The 19979-nt window shown below is 65.2% G+C and carries 17 protein-coding genes; 13 read left to right on the top strand and 4 right to left on the bottom strand.

Annotation, left to right across the window (positions count from 1 at the left end; translation table 11 throughout):
• Both EPN31_RS13015 and trxA read right to left on the bottom strand, forming a co-directional pair.
• A partial coding sequence (locus tag EPN31_RS13015; protein ID WP_291773894.1) for a Rho termination factor N-terminal domain-containing protein occupies positions 1-394 on the bottom strand: 394 nt, incomplete at its 3' end.
• A gap of 87 nt (positions 395-481) precedes the next feature.
• Complete coding sequence (trxA, locus tag EPN31_RS13020) at positions 482-808, bottom strand: thioredoxin TrxA (RefSeq protein WP_291773896.1); 327 nt, start codon at positions 806-808, stop codon at positions 482-484.
• A 217-nt stretch (positions 809-1025) separates the two neighbouring features.
• Here trxA and EPN31_RS13025 point away from each other — a divergent pair, with 217 nt between their 5' ends.
• From EPN31_RS13025 to EPN31_RS13085, 13 genes are all read left to right on the top strand, one after another.
• Positions 1026-2912 (top strand): DNA topoisomerase IV subunit B, encoded by a 1887-nt coding sequence (locus tag EPN31_RS13025; protein WP_291774167.1) that lies wholly within the window; start codon positions 1026-1028, stop codon positions 2910-2912.
• A 9-nt stretch (positions 2913-2921) separates the two neighbouring features.
• Positions 2922-5240 (top strand): DNA topoisomerase IV subunit A, encoded by a 2319-nt coding sequence (parC, locus tag EPN31_RS13030; protein WP_291773898.1) that lies wholly within the window; start codon positions 2922-2924, stop codon positions 5238-5240.
• 33 nt (positions 5241-5273) lie between these two features.
• Entirely contained in the window at positions 5274-6326 is a 1053-nt protein-coding gene (locus EPN31_RS13035) for a CDP-6-deoxy-delta-3,4-glucoseen reductase (protein ID WP_291773901.1), read from the top strand.
• Positions 6327-6364: 38 nt separating this feature from the next.
• Positions 6365-7618, top strand: coding sequence for a D-amino acid dehydrogenase (locus EPN31_RS13040; protein ID WP_291773903.1), 1254 nt, complete (start codon positions 6365-6367; stop codon positions 7616-7618).
• Positions 7619-7624: 6 nt separating this feature from the next.
• On the top strand, positions 7625-9007 hold the full coding sequence (locus EPN31_RS13045) for an extracellular solute-binding protein (protein WP_291773905.1): 1383 nt from the start codon (positions 7625-7627) through the stop codon (positions 9005-9007).
• Positions 9008-9112: 105 nt separating this feature from the next.
• On the top strand, positions 9113-10087 hold the full coding sequence (locus EPN31_RS13050) for a TcpQ domain-containing protein (protein ID WP_291773907.1): 975 nt from the start codon (positions 9113-9115) through the stop codon (positions 10085-10087).
• The gene (locus EPN31_RS13055) at positions 10084-11733 is read left to right on the top strand and encodes a hypothetical protein (protein WP_291773909.1); all 1650 of its coding nucleotides are present in this window, start codon (positions 10084-10086) and stop codon (positions 11731-11733) included. The genes EPN31_RS13050 and EPN31_RS13055 overlap by 4 nt, the downstream gene beginning before the upstream one ends.
• A 3-nt stretch (positions 11734-11736) precedes the next feature.
• Positions 11737-13011: a hypothetical protein gene (locus EPN31_RS13060; protein ID WP_291773911.1), complete on the top strand. Its 1275-nt coding sequence runs from the start codon at positions 11737-11739 to the stop codon at positions 13009-13011.
• On the top strand, positions 12998-13501 hold the full coding sequence (locus EPN31_RS13065) for a hypothetical protein (RefSeq protein ID WP_291773913.1): 504 nt from the start codon (positions 12998-13000) through the stop codon (positions 13499-13501). The genes EPN31_RS13060 and EPN31_RS13065 overlap by 14 nt, the downstream gene beginning before the upstream one ends.
• Complete coding sequence (locus EPN31_RS13070; protein ID WP_291773915.1) at positions 13498-15204, top strand: ATPase, T2SS/T4P/T4SS family; 1707 nt, start codon at positions 13498-13500, stop codon at positions 15202-15204. Before EPN31_RS13065 ends, EPN31_RS13070 begins: the two co-directional genes overlap by 4 nt.
• The gene (locus EPN31_RS13075; RefSeq protein ID WP_291773917.1) at positions 15201-16313 is read left to right on the top strand and encodes a hypothetical protein; all 1113 of its coding nucleotides are present in this window, start codon (positions 15201-15203) and stop codon (positions 16311-16313) included. The genes EPN31_RS13070 and EPN31_RS13075 overlap by 4 nt, the downstream gene beginning before the upstream one ends.
• 79 nt (positions 16314-16392) lie before the next feature.
• Positions 16393-16935: a type 4 pilus major pilin gene (locus EPN31_RS13080; protein ID WP_291773919.1), complete on the top strand. Its 543-nt coding sequence runs from the start codon at positions 16393-16395 to the stop codon at positions 16933-16935.
• A complete protein-coding gene (locus tag EPN31_RS13085; RefSeq protein ID WP_291773921.1) occupies positions 16925-18037 on the top strand; it encodes a hypothetical protein in 1113 nt (370 codons plus the stop codon). Before EPN31_RS13080 ends, EPN31_RS13085 begins: the two co-directional genes overlap by 11 nt.
• 55 nt (positions 18038-18092) lie before the next feature.
• On the opposite strand, the gene EPN31_RS13090 is transcribed toward EPN31_RS13085, so the two are convergent.
• Positions 18093-19364 (bottom strand): urate hydroxylase PuuD, encoded by a 1272-nt coding sequence (locus tag EPN31_RS13090; RefSeq protein WP_291773923.1) that lies wholly within the window; start codon positions 19362-19364, stop codon positions 18093-18095.
• 83 nt (positions 19365-19447) lie between these two features.
• Positions 19448-19801, bottom strand: coding sequence for a hydroxyisourate hydrolase (uraH, locus tag EPN31_RS13095; RefSeq protein WP_291773925.1), 354 nt, complete (start codon positions 19799-19801; stop codon positions 19448-19450).
• Positions 19802-19979 lie beyond the last annotated feature (178 nt).

A 19979-nucleotide genomic window follows, 5' to 3' on the forward strand; every position in this document is an offset into this window, starting at 1 on the left:
GGGCGAGCCGCTGGGCCAGAAGGTTGCGCGGGATGCCGTGGAGGCGTTCGACCAAGTCTTTGAAGCGATTCGTGCCTTGGAAAAGCTCGCGCACCTCGCCCTCGATCGAGTCGCCGGTATGCAGGTTGAAGCGCCGGATCTGCGAGGGCGAAATGTAGATGTCGTCCGTACTGGCCAGGTAGGATGTTTCGGGCGAACGCAAGAACCCGAAGCCGTCAGGCAGGACCTCCAGGACTCCGTCGCCGAAGATCTGTTCGCCCTGCTTGGCGCGCCGCTTCATGATGGCAAACATCAGTTCCTGCTTGCGCAGCCGGTTGGCGTTGTCGATTTCGAGTTCGGCAGCCATGTCGAGCAGCTGCGAGACGTGCAGCGCTTTGAGTTCGTTCAGGTGCATGGGAAAGGGTAAGAGAGGATCGTGGGATCGATGGCGAGCCCGGAGCCGGGCTCGCGCGTGTGGAATCGGAGTGGGAAAGGGGCGAAGTCAGACGGCTTCGTCGAGAAAAGCCTGAAGTTGTGTGCGTGAAAGAGCGCCGACTTTGGTGGTGTCGACCTTGCCGTTTTTGAACAGCATCAGCGTCGGAATGCCGCGGATGCCGTATTTTGCGGCGATTTCGGGATTTTCGTCGACGTTCAGTTTGGCCACGGTCACGCGGCCCTGGAATTTGGTGGCGGCTTCTTCGAGAAGCGGCGCGATCATCTTACAGGGGCCGCACCATTCGGCCCAGTAGTCGACCAGAACAGGCAAATCGGATTGGAGCACGTCGGTCTCGAAGGACGCGTCGCTAACGTGCTTGATGGAGTCACTCATAGGTAGGCGCAAGTGCGAAGAATGGGAGTCTGCAGGCCATGGATGGATCGCTGCGCGCAGGGCGCGTCTGGCCCGATGCAGATAAGCATACCATTAACTCCGTAAAATAGTCGTTTTTTTCGTACCCACGGCGGGCATTACAGTGACCATTGCTTCATACGACGAGTCTTCGATCCGGGTTCTGAAGGGGCTGGAGCCGGTGCGCCAGCGTCCGGGGATGTACACGCGCACCGATAATCCGCTGCACATCATCCAGGAAGTCATCGATAACGCAGCCGACGAGGCGCTGGCGGGTTTTGCGCACGGTATCGACGTCATTCTGCACACCGATGGAAGCGTGACGGTCGAGGATGATGGGCGAGGGATTCCCGTGGGGGATCACCCGGAAGAGCACACACCGGTCGTCGAACTGGTCTTCACACGCTTGCATACAGGTGGCAAATTCAACAAGGCGGATGGCGGCGCGTATGCGTTCTCGGGCGGCCTGCACGGCGTGGGGGTATCGGTCACCAATGCCTTGTCCACGCGGCTGGAGGTCACGGTCTGGCGCGATGGCGGCGAGTACCGGGTGGTCTTTGGTGACGGCGACGTGATTGAGCCCCTGGTGCGCGTTGCCTCCGTGGGCAAGCGCCGCACTGGTACGCGGGTCCGCGCCTGGCCTGATGGCCGCTACTTTGACCATGCGGGGATTCCGCTGGCGGATCTGGAACATGCCCTGCGCAGCAAGGCGGTGCTGCTGCCGGGCACGCGGGTGACCCTGGCGCTGGAGAAGACTGGGCAGACCCGGGAATGGCACTACGCCGCCGGGTTGCGCGATTATCTGTCGGAAGAGCTGGGCGATGTACCTGTGCTGGTGCCGCTCTTCGAGGGCCAGCAATATGCGGCCGAGGATGACGAGCATTTTGCCCGTGGCGAGGGCGCGCAGTGGGTCGTGGCCTGGACGGCCGAGGGGCCGACGGTGCGCGAGTCCTATGTGAACCTGATCGCGACCACGGCGGGCGGCACGCACGAATCGGGCTTGCGCGAGGGCCTGTTCAATGCCGTCAAGTCCTTTGCCGAGCTGCACAACCTGTTGCCCAAGGGGATCCGCCTGCTGCCTGAGGACGTTTTTACCCGTGCCAGCTTCGTGTTGTCGGCGAAGGTTCTGGATCCACAGTTCCAGGGCCAGATCAAGGAGCGGCTCAACAGCCGCGATGCGGTGCGGCTGGTCGGCGGCTTTCTGCGAAACGCGCTGGAGCTCTGGCTGCACGCCAATGTGGAATACGGCAAGCAGCTCGCCGAACTGGCCATCGGTCAGGCTCAGGCGCGCAGCCGGGCCGCGCGCAAGATCGAGAAGCGCAAGGGCTCGGGGGTGGCTGTGCTGCCGGGCAAGCTCACCGATTGCGAATCATCGGACGCGACCCGCACCGAGGTGTTTCTGGTCGAAGGCGATTCCGCCGGCGGTTCGGCCAAAATGGGGCGCGACAAGGAATTCCAGGCGATCTTGCCGCTGCGCGGCAAGATCCTGAATGCCTGGGAAGTCGATCGCGACCGCCTGTTCGCCAACCAGGAGATCCACGATATTTCCGTGGCGATTGGCGTGGATCCCCATGCGCGCGGGGATGCGGCGGATTTGTCCGGGTTGCGCTATGGCCGCATCTGCATCCTGTCGGATGCCGACGTGGACGGGGCACATATCCAGGTACTGCTGCTCACGCTGTTTCTGCGTCACTTTCCGCGTCTCATCGAAGAAGGCCACGTCTATGTCGCCCGTCCGCCGCTGTTTCGCGTGGACGTCCCTTCCGCTGGCAAGCGGCCAGCGCGCAAGCTGTACTGTCTGGACCAATCGGAGCTGGATGCCGTGCAGGAAAAGCTGCGCGGCGAGGGGCTGCGCGAAGGTGCCTGGCGCATCAGCCGCTTCAAGGGTCTGGGCGAGATGAACGCCGAGCAGCTTTGGGACACGACGTTGAACCCGGATACGCGCCGGCTGGCGCGGGTCCGCCATGGCGGCGACGGCGTTTTGGCGTCCGCCACGATGTTCGAGCTGCTGATGGCACGCGGTGAAGCCGCCCAGCGCCGCGCCTGGCTGGAAGAAAAGGGCAATCTGGCCGATCTGGATGTTTAAGGAATCGTGATGGACGCAAATACCCCCGATCTGCTCGTTGCGGGCGATGATGAAAGTCTGGTGCTCGCGCAGTACGCCGAACAGGCCTATCTGGACTATGCCGTTTCGGTCGTGCGCGGCCGTGCGCTGCCCGAGGTCTCCGACGGGCAGAAGCCCGTGCAGCGCCGCATCCTGTATGCGATGGATGCAATGGGCCTGGGGCCCACCGCCCGGCCGGTGAAATCCGCACGCGTGGTGGGCGATGTGCTGGGCAAATACCATCCACATGGCGACCAGGCGGCTTACGACGCGATGGTGCGCATGGCCCAGGACTTCGTGCTGCGCTACCCGCTGGTGGACGGCCAAGGCAATTTCGGCTCGCGCGATGGCGACAACCCGGCCGCCATGCGCTATACCGAAGCCCGCCTGACGCCGTTTTCGCGTCTGCTGCTCGACGAGCTGGACGAGGGCACGGTGGATTTCGTCGCCAATTACGACGGCAGCCAGCAGGAGCCGGTGTGCTTGCCGGCGCGCCTGCCCATCATGCTGCTCAATGGCGCTTCGGGCATTGCCGTGGGCATGGCGACCGAGATTCCCTCGCACAACCTGCGCGAGATCGCCCGCGCCTGCGTCGCCTTGTTGCGCACACCCGGGCTGCCCGATGCGGAGCTTCACGCCATGGTGCCGGGGCCCGATTTTCCGGGTGGCGGCCAGATCATCTCGTCCGCCGATGAGATTGCGCAAATCTATTCCAGTGGCCGGGGGACGCTGAAAGCCCGCGCCCGTTGGCATTTCGAGGACCTGGCACGGGGCCAGTGGCAGTGGGTGGTCACCGAGCTTCCGCCGGGCGCTTCGTCGCAAAAGATCCTGGAGGCCATCGAGGAGCTCACCAATCCGAAGCCCCGGGCCGGCAAGAAGTCGCTGTCGGCCGAACAGCAGCAGACCCGCGCGCTGGTGCTCAACATGCTGGACTCCGTGCGCGATGAATCCGGCAAGCAGGCCGCCGTCCGGCTGGTGTTCGAACCCAAGACCAGCCGTATCGACCGCGATGAATTCGTCAATCTGCTGCTGGTGCGCACGGGTCTGGAAGGCAATGTGCCCGTGAACCTCGTGTGCATCGATACCGACGGGCGGCCTGGCCAACGCAGCCTGCGCCAGATTCTGGAGTCCTGGCTGGTGTTCCGCTCGCAGACAGTGCTGCGCCGCACGCGGCATCGCCTGGACAAGGTGCTGGACCGCATCCATATTCTGGAAGGCCGCAGCATCGTCTACTTGAACGTGGACGAGGTGATTCGCACCATCCGCGAGGCTGACGAGCCGCGTGCGGCGCTGATGCAGCGCTTCAGCCTGAGCGCGCGGCAGGCCGACGACATTCTGGAGATGCGGCTGCGGCAGCTCGCGCGTCTGGAGGGCATTCGTATCGAACAGGAACTCGCCCAGAAACGCACGGAACAGGCTGAGCTGCAGGGTCTGCTGGACAATCCGAACGCCTTCCGTCGCCTGGTGATCCGCGAGATCGAGGCTGATGCGAAGCAGTTTGGCGACGACCGGCGCACACTGATCGAGACGGCCGAGCGTGCGGTGATGGAAACGCAGGTGGTGGACGAGCCTGTCACCGTGGTGGTGTCGCAAAAGGGCTGGCTGCGCGTGCGCCAGGGACATGGCCATGATTCGGCGCAATTCAGCTTCAAGGCAGGCGATGGCCTGTATGCCACGCTGGAGTGCCGTTCGACCCAGGAGCTGGTGGCATTGTCCGATACTGGGCGGTCGTACAGCGTAGCGGTCTCCGGGCTGCCCTCGGCGCGCGGCGATGGCCAGCCCATCACTTCCATGGTCGACCTGGAGCCCGGCAGCCGCATCGTGCATGTGGTGGCGGGTGCACCCGACGAGCGTCTGTTGCTGGGGGTGGTTTCTGGCTACGGTTTTGTGGCCCGGCTGGGGGATCTGTCCACCCGGCAGCGGGCGGGCAAACAGTTCGTGACGGTGGACAAGGGGGATCATCTGCTCAGACCGCTGGCGCTGCGCGCGGACGATGCGGCCGTGGCGCTGCTCACTCGCAAGGGCAAGTTCCTCGTGGTGGCACTGGATGAACTCAAGACGCTGGCGGGCGGCGGCCGAGGGACCATCCTCATGGGTCTGGATGCGGACGACGGCCTGGAGCAGTGGGCTGGCGTGGGGCCAGGCGGCATCGTGTTGCGCGGGGTTTACCGAGCACGCGACACGGAACTCGTTCTGTCGCACGACGAACTGCTGGAATATGCCGGTCGTCGGGCGCGCAAGGGGAAGCTCCTGGCGACCCGGCTCAAGCAGCCCAGTCTCTGGTCCGGTCCTGCGTCGGGTGGGGCCTAAAATAGGACCGGGAACGCTGCGAAGGGAAGAATCATGAGCTTCAGGGTATTGGTGCAGCCTGCTGGTCGGGAATTCCAGGTCGAGCCAGGGCAGACTGTGCTGGATGCCGCGCTCGCCGCTGGTCTGGTGCTGCCTTACAGCTGCCGCACCGGCACCTGCTCGACCTGCCGGGCGAGGATCGTATCGGGCGACTATGATGCTGGCCCGGCGCCAGCCCGGATCCTGGATGCCGCCGATCTAGCGCAGGGCTACACGCTGCTGTGCCAGGCTCGTCCGGCTTCTGATCTGGTGATCGAGGCACAGGAAGTGCGCCTGTCCAGCGACGTGGTAGTCCGTAGAATGCCCGTGCGGGTCCAGGCGCTGGAGCCGCTGGGCCCTGATGTGATGCGGGTCGTTCTGCAGCTTCCGAGCGCCGAACCCTTTCATTTCTATCCCGGGCAGTATCTGGAATTTCTGCTCAAGGACGGTGTGCGGCGCAGTTACTCCATGGCCTGCCCCACGGCCGATGGCCACCGGGTGGAGCTCCATGTGCGGCACACGCCGGGCGGCACGTTCACCAGCCGCGTTTTCGGTGTGGGCGATATTCCCCTGAAGGTTCGCGATATTCTGCGCGTCGAAGGGCCGTTGGGCTCGTTCTTCGTGCGCGACGACATTGCGCGTCCCATTGTGTTTCTGGCCAGCGGCACCGGCTTCGCGCCAATCAAAGCCATGCTGGAGGCCATGATAGCGCGCGGTGACACGCGCCCCGCCGTGCTGTACTGGGGCGGCCGGCGCCCGGGAGACCTCTATCAGGCCGCACTCGCCGAGAGCTGGCAAAAGATTCTGCCGGACTTCCGGTTCGTCCCGGTGGTTTCGGAGGCGCACACTGAGGATCATTGGACGGGACGCACCGGATGGGTCCATCAGGCCGTGATGCAGGACTTGCCGGATCTGTCGGCCCACCAGGTTTATGCATGCGGGGCGCCGGTGATGGTGGAGGCCGCACGGCGAGACTTCGTGCAGGGCTGCGGCCTGCCGCCCGATGCCTTCTTCGCCGACGCCTTCACGTCCGAGGCGGATCGGGCGAGCGCGTTGTCCGGCGCCTGAGGCCAGGGCGGAGCGAACGAGGCTGCGGGAGCGGGATCATGAAGGTGGCGGTATTCGGTGCGGGCGTGATCGGAGTTTGCAGCGCTTGGTGGCTGGCGAAGTCCGGCCATGAGGTCGTGGTGGTCGACCGCCGCGCGGGACCGGCCCTGGAGACTAGCCGCGCCGGTGCAGGCCTGGTTCCCGCTGGCCATGCGCAACCCTGGGCCAGTCCGCACGCCTTGCGGCCGTTGCTGCATGGTTCCGGCCGGATCGATGCGCCATTCAGCGTCGCGTTGCGTCTGAGCCCTCATCAGTGGCTCTGGTGCCTGCGATTTCTGGCCCAGTGCCGCCACGCGCGGCTTTCTGCCAATCGGCAGGCTCTGGTGAACCTGGTGCAATACAGTCGGGGGGTTCTCCGATCGCTGCGCACCGATCTGGATATCGCCTGTGATCATTCGGCGCGGGGTGTGCTGACGCTCTACCGGGATGCGGGGATGATGGCACGTGCGCGGGCCGCGGTACCGGACCTGGCGGAGTGGGGCGTGCAGCGGCGTGCCGTCGACAGGGATGAGATCCTGCGTCTGGAGCCAGCCCTGAGCCCGGCGATCGAGAACATAGTGGGTGCCGATTATTGGGCTGACGACGAGGCCGGCGACGCGTATCTGTTCACCCGTGCGCTAGCCGAACACGCGCGTGCCGCCGGGGTGGACTTTCATTTCAACACGCGCGTGAATCGGCTGGTGCCGGTGAACGGCCGTGTGTCGGTGGCAGAGCTGGTCGACCCGGACGGGTTTTTCAGGCCTTTGAATGCCGATGCCTTCGTGCTGGCGCTGGGCAGCTTCACGCCCATGCTGACCCGGCCACTGGGGGTGTCGTGCGCGGTTTACCCGGCCAAGGGCTATTCGGCGACCTTCGGGGTGCGGGATGCATCCGCTGCGCCGGGAATCGGTCTGGTGGATGAGGCGGCCGGGGTGACCGTCACCCGGCTGGGGGATCGCCTGCGGATCACCGGTACGGCAGAGATTGGCAATTATTCCCGCGCGCTGAATACAGCTCGTTGCAATCAGCTCGTGGAACAAGCCCGGGCCTTGTTCCCAAGTGCACTGGATTTTGATAATGTTCAGTTCTGGTCCGGGTTGCGGCCGGCCACTCCGTCTGGCGTGCCTTTGATCGGGCGCACCCGGCTACGCAATCTGTACCTGAATACCGGTCATGGTCCGTTGGGTTGGGCCATGGGTGCTGGCTCCGGCCGGGCTCTGGCGGATCTGGTGTCGGGGCGGCTGCCCGACGTCGATTTTCCTTTTTTGGATTAATTTGAGATGAAGCATACTTTTGGCCCCGGCGCGTTTCGCCCGGGGTTTCGTGTTGTCTGTGCTTTGGCGGCAGCTTCGATCACTGTGCCGGCCCTGGCAGCGACCGAGGTCCCGCTGTGGTACTCCCTGACCGGTCACAACGCCGAGGCCTTCCAGACGCTGGTGAAGAACTACAACCGTAGTCAGTCCGCCGTGCAGGTCACGCTGAAGGCCTTCGATACACCGGAGGCCCTGGACCAGGCGCTGGCGGCGGCTGCCGCGGCCAAGAAACTGCCGGCGCTCGCGCAGATGGGCGATACGCACAGCCTGGACGAGATCGCCAGCCGCTCTTATGTACAGCCCTTCTACACGTTGGAGAAATCCGCCGAGCTGAAGAATGTGCGCTGGTTCGTGTCGCCGGACAATGCCTTCATCCGTGACCCCAAGGGCCGCCTCATGGCCTTCCCGGCCATGCTGCAGGTGCCGGTCATGTACTACAACCAGGATGCCTTCAAGAAGGCCGGTCTGAATCCTGCGGTGCCACAGCGGACCTGGATGGAACTGCAGGCGCAGCTCGTGACGCTCGCCAACAACGGCTCGCGCAGCTGCCCGCTGACCTCCGACCTGCCGGTGTCCATCAACCTGGAAAACCTGGCGGCCGTGAACAACCAGCTCTATGCGAGCGCAGAAAACGGCCTGAAGGCCAAAGGCCTGCCGAGCTTCTCCTTTGATTCCACGTATGTGCGTCACCTGTCGCTGATGGTGACCTGGGTACGGTCCCAGATCATGGTGCGCCCCGATGCCGGCATGCATTCCATTGGGCGCTTCGGCCAGGGTGAATGTGCGGTGCTGATGTCCAGCTCCGGCCACATTGGCGACTTCAGCAGCCAGCGCAAGCTGCATTATGGCGTGAGCGGGCTACCGTATTACCCGGATGTGACACATACGCCCGGGAATCCCTTCGTGAGCGGTTCGGGCCTGTGGGTGATGAAGTCCGCCAAGCCGGTGACCGACGCAACCGTCGCGTTCCTGGGATGGCTGGCTCAGCCCAAGCAGGCTGCTTCCTGGTATCAGCAGACGGGGTTCCTGCCGCTGACCCAGGCCGCGTTCGACCAGACGCCGAACAGCTATTACGGCGATCTGGGCCAATGGCGGCAATTGGTCGCGGTGTATGCCGGCCACACGGCGTCCACGGCGCAGGGCTTCCGCATTCAGAATTATCCGGCCATTCACGCACGGTTCCGCCAGATCCTGGATTCCGCACTGGACGGCAAGCAGTCGGCCGTAACGGCATTGAGCATGGCCGCTGTGGAAGGCAACAGTCTGGCGCACCAAGGCATGGCTCAGGCGCCTGCCAGCAAGAGCGAGCGGCCGGTCCACCACCGCCGCACCTCGCACGCGAAGAAGTAGATACTTTGCTCCATTCGTAGTTTCCGATCTGGCGCGCTGCGCGCCACCCCGCCACCATAGGCACCTGATCGATCCGGTCAGGTGCCTTTTTCTTTGGGGGTGGCGATGTTCAGACTCTTGGGTGCGGGGGTTCTCGTCCTGACGCTGGCCGGTTGCGCCACTTCCAGCGGGCCGCAGTGGTGGCGCACGCTGGCTGGTCTGTCGCCGGTGCCGGGGCATTTCCGCTTCGACTGGCACATGGACGGCGATCCGTCCCTGGCGCCACTACAGGTGTTTGATGACGGGCGGCGGACCTGGCTGCAGTATCCCGTGGGCCAACCAGCGCCGGCCGTGTTCGAGCGCACCGCGGGTGGCGACCGGCTGCTGCATCCCGGGCGTGAAGGCGACTACTTGGTCATCACAGGCGTCCCGACGCGCCTGCTGGTGCGTGGCGGGCAACTGCAGGCACAGATCTGGCGCGAGCCTGGGGTTGATTCTGCTGCGCCGATTCCGGCATCGGCCGAACATGCACCCGTCACTCTTTCGCCTGTTTCTCCCGCGGCGGTGTCAGCCGCTCCGGCGCAGGCTTTTGTGCCCGTTCCGATAGCGGCTGTGGCATCGCCCCCGCCAACGGCGCAGGCGCCAGCGCTACTGCCTTCTCCACCACCCCCGCCACCGTCATTGCCGCTACCCCCACCTCCCGTTTCGCTGGCGCCGGACGTGTCGGTACCAGGCCAGGCTGACATCTCGTCGGTGCGCCGATCGTCCAGCCAGGGCTCTCCCGCTACTGGTCGGCCCCGTTCGCGCGGTTTCTTCGAGGCCACACCGGCGGATGGCAATATCCGCCGGGTCTTGGGTCGTTGGGCGCGGTCGGCCGGTTGGCTGTTCGAATCGGAGCACTGGGCGGTAGACGTGGATATTCCGCTGGCGGGTTCCGCAGCCTTCGGTGAAGAGTTCGTTCCCGCCGTCAGGAGCCTGCTGGCAGCCACGGAACTGGGGGATAGGCCGCTGCAGCCGTGCTTTTACGCCAACCAGGTACTGCGCGTCGTGCCGCTGGCGCAGCGCTGTGATCGCACCCAGGTGCCGGGGGCTTCCTCATGAATGCTGGCGGCGCCTTGGCACGCCGATCGTCTGGCCGCCGGAGTCCGCACGGTCGCAGCCTTCGCTGGCTGGTCCTGGTAGGGGTCTTCGGTGCACTTTCAGGGTGTGCGCTGGCGGACCGCGTGCGGCAGGCTGCCGCGCGGCACCGCGATGTGGCACAGACCGTAACCCGCAGTCATCAGGAATTTTCCAGCGCAATCACGGATCCGGATCTGCGCCGTGCCGCCCAGCAGGTCGACAAGCCCTGGATTGCCGGCCGCGCGCAGCCGCTGGAGCGTGAGCTCAGCCTCCCGCCCGCGCTGCGTGCGAATGTGCAGACCACGCTGCTGTTTGCGGATGGCACCGACGATTTGCGCAGGATTGCACGGCGTATCGCCACCGTTACCGGGATCCCGGTTCGGGTGCAGCCGGATGCGCTGTTGCCAGACAACCATTTCCTGCCGCGCCTGGCCGGGCAAATGGGCCATGGGCAACAGGTTTTGGCAGACAGCGAACAGCCGTTTGATCTGGCGCCGGGGCCAGCGCCGCTGCCACAGATCCTGGATCGCCTGGCAGCGCACCGGGGCATCCGCTGGCGCCATGGTCCGGACGGGATCGAGTTCTTCCGGACTGAAACGCGCGTCTTCAATGTCCAGGCGCTGACGTTGGACGCCCGGGCGCAGGCTTCGTTGGGCCTGGGGCGCAATCAGACGGAGGGTGGCTTCATCAGTGCCTCCAGCACGCGTCTGTCGGGTAGCGACCAGGACGTGATGAAATCCATCCGGGCGCGTATTGAGCCCTTCCTCTCGCGCTCGGGCGTGCTGGTAGCCGAGCCCGGAGCCAGTTCCTCGGTCGTGGTCACCGACACGCCGGAAGTCCTGGCGCGGATCGGCCGGTATCTGGAACAAGAGAACCGGGCGCTCACCCGGCGGGTGCGGCTGGTTTTCGAGGAACTGACCGTGGCCTTGAGTGAGCAGGCTCACGCCAGTCTGGACTGGAACCTGGTCTTCTCCGGCGCGCGCCTCGCCGCCGGCTTGACGGTACCGGCGCTGGCCACTGGTCCGGCCGGCCGGCTGGCCGTTGGTGTGACCCGGGGTCCGATGTCCGGCAGCGAGGCAGTCATCCAGGCGCTGGGCGAGTCTGTACGATTGGTCCGGCGCAGCAGCGTGCCAATGCTGACATTGAGCCGGCGACCTGTCACGCACGCTGTGCGTACCACATTTTCGTATATCGATCGGGTGGAAACCACTCCCGTGGTTGGTGCCACCGGCCTGGCGGTCCCGGCGGTATCCGTCAACCAGAAGGAAGAGACCGTAGGGTCCTTGCTTACCTTGGTGCCGGATGCCCAGGAAGACGGTCAGATTTTGCTGTCGCTGGCCTACGACAACACGGTAGCGCAGCCACTGAAGACCGTGACCTTCGGTGACAAATCGAATCCGCTGCAGTTGCAGCAGCTCACCGTAGAGGGCAACGGTACTGTCCAGCAGCTTGCCTTGCAGCCCGGCCAGCCTCTGGTGGTATCTGGGTTCGAGCGGCGCCAGTCCGAGTCGGCCGAGCGGCGCTTGAACCCGGGGTTACCAGCGATTCTGGGGGGCGGCAATGCGCTCAACGAGCAGCGGCTGGCCACGATCCTGATCATCACGGCACAGGTCGAGGAGGGCCCCTGACCCATGCAGCTCTCGCGCGTCATTCAGGTCGGCGATGTATCTCTGGTGTTCGGACTGGATTGGGTTCCGCTGCTGGGCGACGAAGGCCGGGCGGCCGACGTCGCTGGCCGCCATGGGGCCAGTCACTTGGCACTGTCTGGCAATCCGCCCGCAGCGCTCGGAATGGCCATGGACCTGTCGCGCCGGTCCACCTATTGGTCGGCAGCCGTCCTCATGGCTTCCCAGCACCCGATCGGAACCGTCGTGCGGGTAATTTCGCTGGAGGAGGGCGTCTGGCATGTGCTGGCCTGTCACGAAGGCGTTGCCCTGGTCCGCGCGGATCGTAGTTATCTCGATCATGCGCTCGCCCGTCAGGCGGTCGAGGTACTGCGCATGAGTTATCCGCATCTGTCACTTCACGAGGATTCGCTGTCGGGGAGCGCAGAAGACGGACGCACAACCGGTTTGCAGGATTTGGCGAAACTGTCGGCCTCAATACCGCCTCTGCAGCGGGTCCGTCGGCGTGCGGTCAGGTGGGTGGTGCTGGCCCTGTTAGCGTTGGTCGCCGCCGTGTTCACGGCTGGATTCTGGCGGGCAGCGTCGCCACTCGCACCGCCGCTGCCGACTGCCCAGGCCGCGTGGACGCTGGCGCTGGATCAGACCCTTGCCCGTCAGCCGGTTCACGGTCCTGCCGGCACCCGGGATCTTTTGCAGGCCCTGTATCGTCAACCCGTTCATCTGGCGGGCTGGCGGCTGCAATCCCTCCGATGCGAGCCGGGATCTGAAAGTCTCCGCTGGCGCTGTGTGGGCGATTATCGGCGCGACCATGCTGCAGCCGACAATCGAGGCCTGTTGGCGGCTGCTCCCGCTGATTGGCAGCTTGATTTTCCGTCCATCGATCGGGCGCGGAGCCGGTGGCCGCTGACCCCGGCAGCCATGCCGGTGCAGCTCGACAAGCTTCCGGCCAGTAGGATACTCGCCCGGGACTGGGTGAGCGCCCTGCAGGGGATCCTCCCCGCGTTCTCGAAGATTCAGGTCGAGCCCCCGCGCCCACTCGCCATCTCCGTGCCCCGCGATGCGCATGGCCATGAACTTCCGCGCCCCGCCGATCTGCCGGCACTGGCCACCCGTGCCCTGCAGGTTCAGGGACCTCTGCAGTCCGCCTCGCTGCTGGTGCCCTTGGCGCAGGCGGTGTCCTGGCGCAGGGTCAGCTTGACCTTCACACCCGGCGCTCGCACCGGTGTGCGTGACAGCCGACTGATTTTGCACCTGGAGGGAATGGCCTATGAAGGCATATGACCTGCTCCGCCAATGGCCGTGCGTGGGGCACTGGCGCCGCTGGTTCCGATCTGCGCGAGCCGCAACAGTCTTTCTGGTGGTCGCCAGCTGCCTTGCCGGTGCTGCGGGAGCCCAGTCGGACGAAGACTGGGAGACCCTGTCCGTTCGCGAGCTCATGCAGCAGGACTTGCGGCAGGCACTGGATGAGGTCGCGCGTTCCAGCCCCTCAGGATCAGGTGGCGGGGCGCGCCCCACACCCGCACCGGTTCGTCCGTTGCTTGCCCCGCGTCTGGTGGCATTGTATGGGGTGGGCCGCGCGCTGATGGCCGAGGTTCAGGTAGGACGTGACTCGTATCTGTATGTTCGCGGGCAGGCCTATCCCGCAGGACACGCGGGCGACCGGACGGTCTATCAGTTGCGCGGCATGAATGGCGCGTGTATCCAGCTCGAGCGGGGCGAAGATCGGCATTCCCTGTGCCTGCGCATGCTGCTGGGCGAGGTGCAGCCATGAAGGCACCGGTGTCCTCCTGGCTGCTGGCCGAACCGCCCGCACCGTTCAATCCGGCGCTCGCCGGCGCGATTGACCATCCCGAGCAGATTGCGGCGCTGCAGCCTGCCGTGCGCCGGTTGCTGCTCCGGCCCCTGGGGATGTCGACGCTGGCCGACCGGTTCTGTCCGGTGGAACGCGAGGACGGCACGGTTACGCTCTTCACACGTGCCGAGCATGTGGGCGGCGATCAGGCCGAAGCGCTGTTGCGCCGGATCAGGGATGCAGGCCATCGGCTGTCGGCGCCGGATCGCTACGTGCTGCCGGCTGCGCTGCTCTTGAGTCTGTCGCGCGGCGAGGACAGGGCTTGGCTATCAGGATCGGCCGCGCCTGCAGCGGACCGGACGCCCACGGCGCTGTCAGGAGTCTTCCAGGATTTGCTGGAGTGGGGTGTGCGCCATGGGGCGACCGACCTGCATCTGAACGTGGACAGGAGCGCACCACAATCCGAGGTGCGCTATACGGTTGCGGGTCGATATGTGGCGCCTGAACGCTTCCGTCACATGCCGACCGACCTGCTCATGGACATGCTGTCGGTCGTGTGGATGGACATCCAGGGTGGCAACGGCGCAGTCTTCGACCCGCTGATCGAACAGCAGGGTAGTTTGCTACGCCGTGCCGAGGGCCGGGACCTGCTGTTGCGTTGGGCCTCCCTGGCTTCGGATCGCGGGCCCAGCGTGTGCCTTCGCATCCTCGAACGCGATGCCGGCCTGCGTGCCGTGACGCTGCAGGCGCTGGGGTACCAGGCACGTCATGTCGCGCAGTTCGAGCGCGTCCTGTGCGCGGAGGGCGGCGCAGTGGTGCTGGCCGGTACGGTGGGTTCGGGAAAGTCGACGACGCTGGCCACCGTGGTCCGCAGCCTGCCCGATCACCGCAAGATCATCACGCTGGAGGAGCCGGTGGAATACCGCATTGACGGTGCCATCCAGAACACCATTTCGCGGGATCTGGACCGTCAGGCGCACGATCGCTACGCCACCAAGCTGCGCACACTCAAGCGGTCGGCCATGTCCGATGTCTTGCTTGGTGAGATCCGTGACGCCGAAAGCGGGCTGGCCTTCATGGACCTGGCGGGATCGGGGGTGAACGTCTACACCACGGTGCATGCTCCCTCGGCTCGCGCGATCGTCGATCGATTGGCGTCCCGGTTTGTCGGGGTACCCCGGGATTTTCTGGAAACACCTGGGGTACTGAAGCTGCTGGTATTCCAGGTGCTGCTCCCACGCCTGTGTCCGGCATGTGCCAGTGAGGCCGCACCGGGCGAACTCGCACGCCAGCAGGGTGGCAATCCGGACCATTGGCGTACCTGGCTGGGCTGGATTGAACACTGCTGGCACATCACCCCAGAAAAACTGCGCTTGCGCAACCCCGCCGGTTGCCCAAGCTGCCGGCGACCACAGTTGCCCGAGCTGGCGGGTTACGAGGGGCGTACTGTCGCTGCCGAATTGCGCGAGCCCGGCCTCTGGGCAACCGACGCGGCAGATGATCCCTATCGCCCGGATCGCATCGATAGCGCCATGGCGCACGCCATGGAGAAGGTTGCTGCCGGGCTGATCGATCCGCGCGATGTTGAACCCCGTTTCATGGCGTTTGAAACGCTGGCGCTGCGCCTCCGGTCGCGTCGGTCGCTCCACGGCGGGCTGCGGCTCGCAGGAGGTGCCCGGTGACTGATTCGGTTCATTGGCGCGACCTGGAATTGCGTTTGGACGCCTGGCGCTTCGCCAGCCGGCGTGCCGATTATTTCGAGTACCTGCACGCCGTACTGCAGGGTGCCGGCGGGCGGCTGACGATCCGCGAGCTTTTTGATCGCGATGCGCTGCGTCATGGCCCGCGAACGGTGCGCGGACGGCTGTCGCGCGCCTGGTCTCGGGCCTGCGAGGCGAGTGGAGGCGACTTGTACGGAACCTGGCTGGGCAGCCTTCCGGTCGATGAGCTGGCTTTGATTCGTGCCGCACAAGCGCATGGCAATGCGCGGCTGCTGGCCTGCTTCCATGCGCTGGCTGGCCACCTGAACCTGCTCATGGCGGCACAGCGGCTGCTCTGGGCCTCGCTGGGTGTAGCGGCGGTAGCCGCAGGGGTTGCCAGCCTGTTGGTGCTGGCCCTGCCGGCGTGGACGGTTCCTGCCTTGCAGCAGGCCTTCCAGGGCCTGCCGCCAGAGTATCTGAGGGGCCAGGCTAGGGCTCTGTTTGCGGTGGCCGGCTGGCTACGGGACTGGGGGCTGGTGCTGCCCGTGTCGGTGGCCGGGGCGACTGGCTGGCTGGTGTACGCCTTGCCTCGTGCGCGTGGTGACTGGCGGCGACGTCTGGACCAGTATGGCCCGTGGAAACTCTATCGCCAGGTCCAGGCCCTGCGCCTGCTGGCTTTGGTGGCCATCCTGCTGCAGCCCGGGACAGGCGGATCGCATCAGTTGCGACCGGTGGTGGCACTGTTCCTGGGTCAGGCCAGCCCCTGGCTGTCCATGTACCTGCAGCGCATCGTCCGGCGGATCGATCACGGACTGGCGGGTGCCGCCGCCTTCGATACCGGCTTGCTGGATCCCGATCTGTATTGGTATCTGGAGGACATGACGCTTGCCTGCGGGCTGCCTGAAGCGCTGCGCATGACACATGCACGCATGGCACGCGTCTGGCTGTCGCGCATCCGGTTGCAGGCGCAGACGCTGCGCTGGCTGGTGTTGCTGTGCGGGTTGGCGGTCGTGCTGGGCATCGGCCTTTGGCACTACGCCGCCATCGACGAACTCAGGCGCAGCTGGATGATGTTTCACGCCGGCCAATGAGGGACGGCGGTTTGGGCCGGAAAGCCGGCAAGGGGGAACCATGCAAGTCAGACAGCGACAGAACGGGAGGCGGTCCGCCATGCGGCGGGATCAGCGAGGATTTTCGCTCATCGAAGTCTCCATCGTCACGGCCATCGTGCTGCTCATTGCAGTCATCGGGATTCCGGCCATTGGCGGTTATGTGATGGAGAACAAGGTTCCAAAGGTCGGCCAGGAACTGGCCCGATTCGTCATGCACACGCGCGTCAATGCCGGGACTTCGGGCGAGGCGCCCTACGATGGCATCAGTACCCAGAACCTGGCCGCGTTGGTGGCCGATTCCACCGTGCTGACCATGACGACAGATGGTTCCGTGCTGCATGGCCTGGGTAGTGGCGGATCGGTCGAGATTGAACCGACAGACGGAGGCACCGGCTTTTTGCTGCGTCTGCGGCAGGTCAACCATGTGGCCTGCCCGTCCATCGCTTCAGTCCTGCAGCGTGTGGCCGACCGCATCATCGTCAGTTCGGATGCCGGGCCGGCACAGACGGTGAAGGACGCCAACATCGTCTATAGCGCGCTGGCGGCCGAGTCGGCCTGCACCAAGGGAGACGTCAATCAGTTCGTGTTTCATGTCCACTAGCCGGGTGTGCGTTCTGCCGGGCTGCCGGCTGTCGGGTGTGGCTGGCGCGGCCCACTCCGCGCAGCGTGGAATGCTGCTCGTTGAACTCATGATCGTGGCGGCTGTAGCCCTGGCTCTGGCCGTCTGGGGCAGCCATGAGTGGGCCGAGCGCACGCGCGTCCTGCAGGCCCGCAGCCTGGCCGCCTGGATGGGGACGGCGCGGGACGCCGTTCAGGCCTATCTGTCGCAGGAGTCTGCCCGTCTTGCCCAGGGGCTCGCCGCCGACGGGTCGGCCGGCGGATCCCTGTCAGCGCCCGGCTGGCAGGATCTTCAGGCGCAGGGGTTCCTGCCCGGGGGTTGGCAGGCGCGCGGCCCGATGGGCCATGAGCTGGGGCTGCATCTCTGGCAAAGCGGTGATTGTGTGGGCGAGACCTGCCGCCTGAATGCACTGGTGTACACGCGCAGCGCCCTGCTGCGCCGCTCCGGTCAGTTCGACACTGCGTTGGTGGCTGAGTGGCTGCTGGCGGCTGACGGGCGCGGGCTCGTGTTGTGGCCGCACAAGCCCGACGTGTTCAGCGGCGCAGGCGAACGGGTTCCTTTACCGGTAGGCGGTCCGGCGCAATGGGTGCCGGGGACGGTTGCTCTCTTTGTGGCGCAGGCGGTCGTGCGCGAAGCGGCCGCTGGAGGCGGCGGTTCGAGTGAAACAGAGGACTTCCTGCGGGTGCGGGACACGCGTGATCCCGACTTCCAGAATGGGGTGACTGCCGCAGGCGAGGTGCGCAGCGGTACCCGTGTGGTCGCACGCGAGAGCATCGTGCTCGAAGACGGCTGGAAGGGTGGGACCGCTTGCCCGATCGAGGGGGCGGTGGGACGGGATCAAAACTATGCCGGCGTCCTGATCTGTCGTCAGGGCAAGTGGAACTTGGTGGCTCGGGCGACCGGCGGTGGCTACATGTTGAACAGCCGCCGAGGATGCAAAAATATCCTGGGTACGCCCACGCCCAATCCTTACACTGGGGAATGCCTGTGTCCGGCGGGGTTCTCGGTCCTGCAGGTCTCCGAGAGCGGTTCCATGACTGCGCCCGAAGGGCTCACCATGGGGTATTTGTGCATTCCGAACTGAAAGCAGGGCCCCGTTGGCCGCGTGAGCGGCCGGTGCGGTCCCTTTGCCACCTACGCTACTTCCCGCTCCAGCCCGCGATCACGGCGCGTTCGTCGTCCGTCATTTTGGTCAGGTTGGCGAGCGGCATGTACTTGCTGCCCACGACCTGCTTGATCTGGGCGGCGTGCTGAATGGCCTGCGCCGTGGTGTCCAGCATGATGCCGGCGGGTGCCGAGGAGAAGCCTGGTTGCGTGGGTTTGGCGGAGTGGCATTCGATGCAGCGCGCCTGCAGGATCCCGTGTACTTGCGCCAGCGTGACGCCGGCCGGGGTTGCGCCCGCGGCTGTGGCGCCCGCTGCCGCAGCGCCGGCCGGTGCTGTCTGAGCTGCAGCCGCCGGAGTCGGCGTGGGGGCCGCAGCAGGCGAGGGCGCCGCCAGCCAGCCGATGATGACCAGCAGGATGATGCCGGCTGCGGGGTAGCGCAGGTCGTTCTTGCCAGTATGGCGCAGCACGAAGTACTGGCGGATGGCCGCGCCGGCGAAGATGAAGAGGCTCATGATGACCCAGGCATACTCATTCGTGTAGGTGAACGAGTAGTGGTTACTGAGCATCAGGAAGATCACCGGCAGCGTGAAATAGGTGTTGTGCACCGAGCGCTGCTTGCCCCAGGCGCCATCGAGCGGATTGGGTTTTTCGCCGGCTTTCAGCGCCTTGACCATGCGGCGCTGGCCGGGGATGATCCAGAAGAACACGCTCCAGGCCATGCAGGTGGCCATGAGGCCGCCGACCAGCAGGAAGGCGGCGCGACCCGGGAAGATCTGCGTGGACAGCCAGGACGCGAACACCATCATCACGCCCACGGCCACGCTCAGCCATCCGTCGTGGTTTACAGTGGGGCTGATGAGGCGGCATAGCTGCGAATAGACGTTGTAGCCCACGACCAGGAACGCGACAGCCACCAGGCTGGCTTCCGTGCCATTCATGCCGCGCACCCAGGTCCAGGGGCTGCTGGGGTTCACCAGATAGATGTTGGCGTTCAGGCAGTACATCAGCACGAACAGGCCGAAACCCGACAGCCAGGTGGTGTAGGCCTTCCAGAACGACCAGTGCAGATCGTCGGGCAGCTCGGCGGGGTTGGTCAAGTATTTTTCATTGTGATAGAAGCCGCCGCCGTGCACAGCCCACAGTTCGCCGAATACGCCAAGCTGCTTTGCGCGTTCGGTGTGCGGCTTGTGCAGGCTCAGGTCCAGCATCACGAAGTAAATCGATTCGCCGATCCAGGCGATGGCGGCAATCACGTGCAGCCAACGCAGCAGCAGATTGCCATAATCCAGAATGAATCCTTCCATGAGGGTCTCCACGATCTCGTCGAAAAAGTCCGATGCAACGGTGCGCCGTGGTCAGGCCTGAGCCCGCGCGCGGCGGTGGAACATCAGCTGCCGCGATAGGTGGACCAGGTCCACGGGGTCACGACCAGCGGGACGTGATAGTTCTCGTCGGGATTGGCAATGCCGAACCGCAGAACGACCTGGTCGACAAAGCGGGGTTCCGGCAACGACAGGCCCTTGTGGGCAAAGTAGTCACCGGCATGGAAGACCAGCTCGTAGGTGCCTCTGGTCAGCGCCGGGCCGCTGAGCAGCGGGGCGTCGCAGCGGCCGTCCGCATTCGTGGTGGTCTGGGCGAGCAGAGTGCGAGTATCGCCTTGCAGACGATACAGTTCCAGGGCGACGCCCTGGGCTGGAACACCGTGCACCGTGTCCAGGACATGGGTGGAAAGTTTTCCCATGGGATTTGTCTCCGGTCAGTATCCTGCCAGAAGGCCCCCGGTATGGCCGGACCGGCTTTTGGTGCCGGTTCGCGAGACCCCGGACGGATGTCCGACGGTACTCGGGGCAGGACGGTTGGAATTGTTGTCAACAATTTGTGTTGACGATTTTCGTCTGGTCCACAATAATTGTCAACAA

Source organism: Castellaniella sp., from assembly GCF_004321985.1.
In the GTDB taxonomy this organism is placed as follows: domain Bacteria; phylum Pseudomonadota; class Gammaproteobacteria; order Burkholderiales; family Burkholderiaceae_B; genus Castellaniella.